This window comes from Fictibacillus gelatini DSM 15865 (genome assembly GCF_000430745.1).
Lineage (GTDB): Bacteria > Bacillota > Bacilli > Bacillales > Fictibacillaceae > Fictibacillus_A > Fictibacillus_A gelatini.
In genome coordinates, this window is sequence record NZ_AUMP01000066.1 from 1 (window position 1) to 6,365 (window position 6,365).

General features: G+C 36.8%; 8 protein-coding genes. 1 reads left to right on the forward strand and 7 read right to left on the reverse strand.

Annotation, left to right across the window (positions count from 1 at the left end; all coding sequences use genetic code 11):
• Nucleotides 1-252, forward strand: a 252-nt coding sequence (locus H538_RS26815; RefSeq protein WP_161627220.1) for an ATP-binding protein, incomplete at its 5' end; no start/stop codon positions are given.
• 286 nt (nucleotides 253-538) lie between these two features.
• Here the strand turns inward: H538_RS26815 and H538_RS25205 are convergent.
• The 7 genes from H538_RS25205 to H538_RS0117860 form a co-directional block, all read right to left on the reverse strand.
• Nucleotides 539-1,048 (reverse strand): cation diffusion facilitator family transporter, encoded by a 510-nt coding sequence (locus H538_RS25205; RefSeq protein ID WP_081412703.1) that lies wholly within the window; start codon nucleotides 1,046-1,048, stop codon nucleotides 539-541.
• Nucleotides 1,049-1,074: 26 nt separating this feature from the next.
• Complete coding sequence (locus H538_RS27160; RefSeq protein ID WP_407636405.1) at nucleotides 1,075-1,152, reverse strand: hypothetical protein; 78 nt, start codon at nucleotides 1,150-1,152, stop codon at nucleotides 1,075-1,077.
• A 274-nt stretch (nucleotides 1,153-1,426) separates the two neighbouring features.
• Nucleotides 1,427-1,627, reverse strand: coding sequence for a hypothetical protein (locus tag H538_RS26505; RefSeq protein WP_035351432.1), 201 nt, complete (start codon nucleotides 1,625-1,627; stop codon nucleotides 1,427-1,429).
• A 762-nt stretch (nucleotides 1,628-2,389) separates the two neighbouring features.
• The gene (locus H538_RS0117845) at nucleotides 2,390-3,691 is read right to left on the reverse strand and encodes a cell wall-binding repeat-containing protein (RefSeq protein WP_407636404.1); all 1,302 of its coding nucleotides are present in this window, start codon (nucleotides 3,689-3,691) and stop codon (nucleotides 2,390-2,392) included.
• A gap of 140 nt (nucleotides 3,692-3,831) precedes the next feature.
• Nucleotides 3,832-4,215, reverse strand: a complete 384-nt coding sequence (locus tag H538_RS0117850) for a DUF302 domain-containing protein (protein WP_026678747.1) — start codon at nucleotides 4,213-4,215, stop codon at nucleotides 3,832-3,834.
• A gap of 100 nt (nucleotides 4,216-4,315) precedes the next feature.
• Nucleotides 4,316-5,254 carry a plastocyanin/azurin family copper-binding protein gene (locus tag H538_RS0117855; protein WP_407636406.1) on the reverse strand — a complete coding sequence of 313 codons (939 nt, stop codon included), beginning with the start codon at nucleotides 5,252-5,254 and terminating at the stop codon, nucleotides 4,316-4,318.
• Nucleotides 5,255-6,024: 770 nt separating this feature from the next.
• Nucleotides 6,025-6,365: transposase (locus tag H538_RS0117860; RefSeq protein WP_026678749.1), on the reverse strand; the 341-nt coding region annotated here is incomplete at its 5' end.

The following is a 6,365-nucleotide window of genomic DNA, read 5'->3' on the forward strand; positions in this document are numbered from 1 at the left end:
AACAAATCATACGGAAATTGGGGAGAGATTTTTGGAGATCGTGTGTTAGCGTCAGCGATTTTAGATCGACTACTTCATTATTCACATACCATCAATATTAAAGGAGAAAGCTATCGAATCAAGGAGAAGAAGAAAGCAGGATTTTTCAACACGGAAAAAACAGTGAATGAATATTCGATCAATTCCCTTTCCCCCTCGGGGGAAAGGGAATCCCAAACACGATTGAAAGGAAGTGATACCATAGAAAGATAGAGCTTTTTGTGTTAATAATGGGGAATTTTAAAACGGCATTTTTGGGGAATTTTCAACTGAGGTTGACACTATTAGGAATCTCCGTTTTCTCTGGATAAAAGAGTTAATGGTTATGGTGAAGCTCACGACGATGATCGTGATCATGATCATGAGAATGGTGAATTTCAGCGCAGATGAGCGTATCCTCATGAGGTATGTTTGGGTCTTCAATTTGTATAGTGGAATGTTGAATACCTAGCATTTTGAGCTGCTCATTATTCTTTTCTAAAATAAATCGACTTTCGCTTTACTGTATATTTTCATTTAACACAGCATGACAAGTTAGAAAATTTTGGCCGGTTGTTTGCGCCCAAACATGTAAATCATGGACACTTTTTACCCCATTTACTGATCTTATTTTTTCCGAAAGTGCGTTTAAGTCAATATTTTGTGGTGTAGCTTGCATTAAAATACAGAAACATTGCTTGATAATGTTCCATACACTAAATGCAACTAATATTGCAATGAATACACTTAGAATCGGATCGACAATTTGCCAATTTGTAAAATAAATAATAACCCCTGCAATGATAACACCTGCCGATGCTCCAACATCTCCTATAACATGTAGTAGAGCAGCTTTGACATTTAAGTTTTCTTCATCTCCTTTTAATCGAGAGATAATGAAAAGATTGACCACTAAGCCTATTCCAACTCCTATAAACATCCCCAGTACAACGGGTTCGGGATTAATCATCCTACCAATGGCGGAATAAAGAATCCAAAAAGCGACTAAAACAAGTGTTAAACCATTGATAGCTGCAGCCTATAATACCTGCACGCTCAACCAAATGTCATTTTTTTGTTTGGCGATTTTTTGATTGTTCCAAGGCAAACCAAGAAAGACCAATCTGTCGCCATGTGCCAAGCATCGGCCAACAAAGCTAAACTGTTTGAAATAATACCAAACACATTTCATCAACTAAAATAATAATAGCTAAAAAAAATGCTTGTTTCATTTTCACTGATGGTGCGTAGCTATGAAAATATCACTATGATCATGAGAATGATTATGGGAATTTGTATGCGCCATTATGGCTCCTCCTCTTTTATAATGATTTCATATGGAGCATATGTTATATACAAAACTAAAGTGCCTTCAGGGGCCTTCTTTATAAATCAATCCTCATTCTTATCACACATCATATTTACGTGTATTAGTGGTAATAGCTATGATCATGTTCATGATCTTCATGATAATTATCTTCGTGATGTCTAAGATGATGATTTTCATAAGGTGGCAATAGACAACTAATCCAATGATGAACAGGTTAAGGATCCAGCCGAAAAATCCAAATCCCATCATTCCCCATCCACTCATCATACCACCCATCATGATATCACCTCACACATTATCTAAAAGTTATTCATCATTATTTCATTAAGTTCCATTTGTGCATGACATGAATACATGTCTTTTAACTAGTCAAATGAGGGTTCCTTTCCTACATAAATGGAAGCATCTAAACGAAATTCAAGGTACCTTCCCTAGCCGTTACTATACGTAAATATCCCGGTGACTATTCATTAAAATAACGTAACAGCAAATATCCCAGTTATTATCTTTTTCTTGATTAACATTCCTTTCTTACTTTACCTTCTACCTTCATCATACACACCACCTATGAAGAACTGATGTGAATAGGATGGGTCCCATGGTCGGTCCAGTGCGGTCTTCTCTCCGTCCACTTTGAGCGATAATTTGTTCTCTATGAACATCAGCTGACTTCTGACGGTTCAGCCATTTATCGCTAGATGGGTACCAATTCAGTTGGCGTGTCCGTCAGACCTCCTTGGGTAAGAGTACAGTTTTTCTCTTCACCTATCTGCTTCATTTACTCCGTAACACCTTCGGCAGTATGGACTTTGTCTTGTTATCTAGACTCATCCAATATTACCTAGCCTCCTATTAAATTCGTGTTCCTCAGATCAGAGATTGGCCGCTCGCTTCCATCAGATCCCGTATCGCCACGGAAACCCTTGCGTTAAGCTAAAATCACTATTACTATCTTCATGGATCGGGACTTTCTACCTATAGATACAAAACAGCCTGCTCGGCTTACAGGCTGTTCTGCGTATATAGATTTACGTACTTCTTCTAATGCCCTGTATGCCCTTCTCCCTTTGCGGGAACAATTTCGAGCTTTTCATCGATGATTCCTTGCGTTTGAAAAGGGATGGAGCGGAATGTACCAGATAAAAATGCGTGGTTATACGGTCCAACTGTTGGATCATCCGTAAAAGTTGGTTTTAAACGGGCTAAAAATTCATATACGTCCTTTGTTAAAGCTCCATTCTCTAGCCATATTAAAGGCGCGTGTTTTCCTAGATGGGAAAATGGCGCAGCTGCAATTGCTAATTCAGGGGTTTTCGTTGAAACAAATGATATACCATGCCCCGGATTATTTAGCCCCCAGCCAAATTTTGTTTTTTCATCTTTGTAAGTAGCAAAAGAAATAGATTGTTGCACCGGTGTATCTCCCGCTATTCGTACAACGGTGCCAAATGATTTTAATTCGTTTTCCACTTCTTTAGAGATTACTGATTCGGGACCTAAAAGATATATATTTGCTTTTCCTTTTCTTAGCTGTAACGCCTCTTTTGTTGGCCGTGGAATTTTATTCGAAGAGACATACAGTAACGGTTCTTCCATATGAGCAATCCAATTGGTAGCTGTGAGTGTGTGCAATTTCGCCTTATCTTCCAAAGAACCAATAATCACACTTTGCGGAGTCTTACCGGCAATGTCGCTGTAAAATTGGTCAATTTCTTTCGCAAACGCAGCTGGATCTGTTTCACTAATTTGTTTCAACTTAAAATTCTTTAATTTATCTAGTTCGCTTTTCTCGAGATTTCCCATCACCATGATTTGCGTACCGTCAGCTGTGCCTAAAGGTTGAAGACGGTTTATTTCCATTAAGACGGCATCCGGTATTTTTCGATCTTTTGTAAATAAAACAGGGCCGTTATTCGGATGATGAATTAAGTCTACACTTGCCAAAGCCATTTGCCAGCTTTCAAGAGGCACTAAAATAATTGCGCCGGGCTGGTTTTCTTTATGAGTGGCAGGCCAAACCGTTTGTGAAACCATGACGGATAATTTAATGGGATCATCTGTGTTTATGCGGGTAACGTTTTTCGTCGCTGTTATCATAATGTTTTGGTTCGCAAAACGGTTGTAAGAGCTTGGCGGCTTCGCAAACCCCATTTCATTTGTTTTGCTATCCTTAGCTTTATCATTTGAGGACATATCCATATCTTCATGATTCATATTTGCATGATCCATTTCTTTCGAGTCATGATCCATCTGATTATTGTCATTGATTTGATTGTTACAGCCAGCATTGATTAAGACAGATAACACAGCTACTAGGACTCCCATATGTAATTTACTGATCATGTGTAATCCTCCCTAATGTCTTCTTTTTTATTTCTTCCCATTTGTTATTACTTTTAAGCTTTTCCCAAATTCCATAAAAAGCCTAATAAAAAGATTTATATTAAAATTTAAACATTGTTATTTCGGTTTACTTTTAGCAGCTATCTGCATTCAACGATACAGGATATCAACCTATTTTCAATGTCCTCCGCTAAGTTTTTCAATTCTTCATGATTTATCATGCTGATCAACATGGTTGGTTTTGGCATACCAATTTTTGTTGTTTCATTTTCACTATACACCACGATTTTGCATGGCAAAAAATAACCTGCTAATAAGTTTTCAGAAAGCACACGCGCTGCCTCTTGCGGATTACACACTTCCAAAATTACAAATGGTATTGGAAAATCCAATCCTTTTTCCTGCAGTTTTTCCGTTACACTAAATTGCCATGAAGCTCCGAACCCTTCTCTTTTTAGACTTTCTTCCAATATCTTTATCGTTTCGTTCATTTCCTTTTGTACTTCAATCGTATAATGAAACAACTTTATTATATTCAGCGTGAGTCAACTTAGTTGTATGCAAAACTAAACAATAATATAAATGAAAAAAGCCGAGTAGTGCCTCGGCAGTGCCCCACTTTTATTAAGAAACTTTAACAATTCCAATCATACCTGATTCTTTATGACCGGGTACCGTACAAAAAAATCGAAAAACACCACTTTCGTTTGGTATGAATCTCATTTCAGATGTTTTTCCCGGCAATGAATGAATATGAACTATTTGATCTTTTGAATGATTTCCTTGTTGAGGCTGTTGTAAAAAAGATGCTTTCATGTTTTCGAATTCTATATCATGTTCAATCTCACCGCTATTTTTGAGAATTAAGTTTACTGGCTGTCCTACAGTAAGTTTGAATTCTTTGGGGTAGTAAGAAAAGTCGGTTGCTTCAATGACTAGTTTTTTCATCTTTGCACTGGAATTCAACCGAGAGACAGACAACTTTTTATTAATCAGAGAGTGGCTCATATGGGAATTTTTTTGGGAAGCGATATAATCTTGATTGAGTTCATTAAACAAGTGATTGTATGTGTAGAAAAACAGCAGAAAGACGAATGCTATTATTAGCGGATTGTGGAATATTTTGTTAATAATAGATGAACGGTTAAAACCGGTTTCTTGTTGGAGCATATACAGAACAATACAAATCATCCCAACAAATATGACAAGCATGATTTGAATCATTCGATTTTGGTATTCTGGTGAAATCATTTCTCCTAACATGGCACCCATCATACCACCCATAATTCCTGACAAAACGCCATCTATTATAGCCATGACATTTATCGGTAATCCGGTCAAAAAACCGGCCAAAAACCCAATGCCCATTCCTAAAACGGTTGAAATAAAGAGGTTTCCGCTATACAAAATTCCGGCAAGCAAGCCACCTGTTAGTCCGACCAACATTCCTAAAGCCATTGCTGCCATCATACCGATCATATCCTTGATTTTCTTTCTTTTTATAAATACGAAAGCAATAACAATCAGAGATAAAATCGTCACAATAATTCCGGTTAATATTATCGACAATGAAAGATCCCTCCTAGTTTATTAATTTATATACATATATGTAAGCAAGCGATTGGTTAGTCCTTTTCGAATTTACATGGATAATTAAAATGTCTGGAACAGAGCTGGACTTTTTATCCTTTATGTTATGAGGAGGTGTTCAAAAAGAAAAACTCTTCTTCGTTACGTTTTTTCAAAGAATTAACAAAGTTTATCCCAAGATGATAAAAAATGATAACACTGTGTCCAAATCCATCATTAGGGGATAATAAGCAACCCCATTTTTTGTAGGATAGCAATTAGTCCTAAGTATTGTATTACAGTAGACTTTTAAGAACATGTGTGCTAAAATTTAGTAAAATATTTTTGAACGATAATTATCATTTTTTATTCGTTTTATCAAATTTTGTACGATAAATTATGAGAACTTCCTATAAGTCTTTATTTAAGCCCTTCACTATATATTATGTAAACTAATAAAAACCACAAACGTACCATTAGTTTCTTCCCTCACGTTCTGTACGAGAACAAAAAAGTAGACCCATTTAGGACATAAATGTGGGTCCATTAATTTTGTGCATTTTAATCTTTATCTAGTTTCTTAATTCGTGATAAAAACTCACTCAATTTAAGATCATTTTGGTAGTGTCAATAATTTTGTGTAAATCAATTTACAAGTAGAGTATGGAATTGTCTTTTTTGATTTTTCTTGTGTTCTAGTTATAGATTGAATATTCAGTCACGTGAGGGGCGGAGGAGCCCCTCATGTGACTCTATGAATTTTTTTACTTTCCGTATTTTTCTTCGAACTTTTGCAGAATGCTCGGCTTGGCTTTGGCGAAGCCTGTTGAAATCCTTTCTGTCCACTTGTCATTCATATCGACAATGGTCAAGTAGACGATTTTTTCTGCTGCCTCTATGCTTGTGAGACTGTTCATGGTCTTTAGCCGTTTTCGGATTTCCTTGTTGGTCCTCTCCATCCAGTTGGTCGTGTAGATGGCATACCGTATTTCTGACGGGTAATCCATGAAACTAAGCAACGTGGACAGGTTCTCTTCCCAGGAGGATACGATTTTAGGATAGCGTTCTTTCCAAGCTTCTTTGAATGCCTCGAACTCTCGAATAG

Coding starts and splice junctions, on each gene's coding strand:
- H538_RS27160 (WP_407636405.1), bottom strand. CDS start 1,152: ATGGCGACAGATTGGTCTTTCTTGGTTTGCCTTGGAACAATCAAAAAA.
- H538_RS26505 (WP_035351432.1), bottom strand. CDS start 1,627: ATGATGGGTGGTATGATGAGTGGATGGGGAATGATGGGATTTGGATTT.
- H538_RS0117845 (WP_407636404.1), bottom strand. CDS start 3,691: ATGATCAGTAAATTACATATGGGAGTCCTAGTAGCTGTGTTATCTGTC.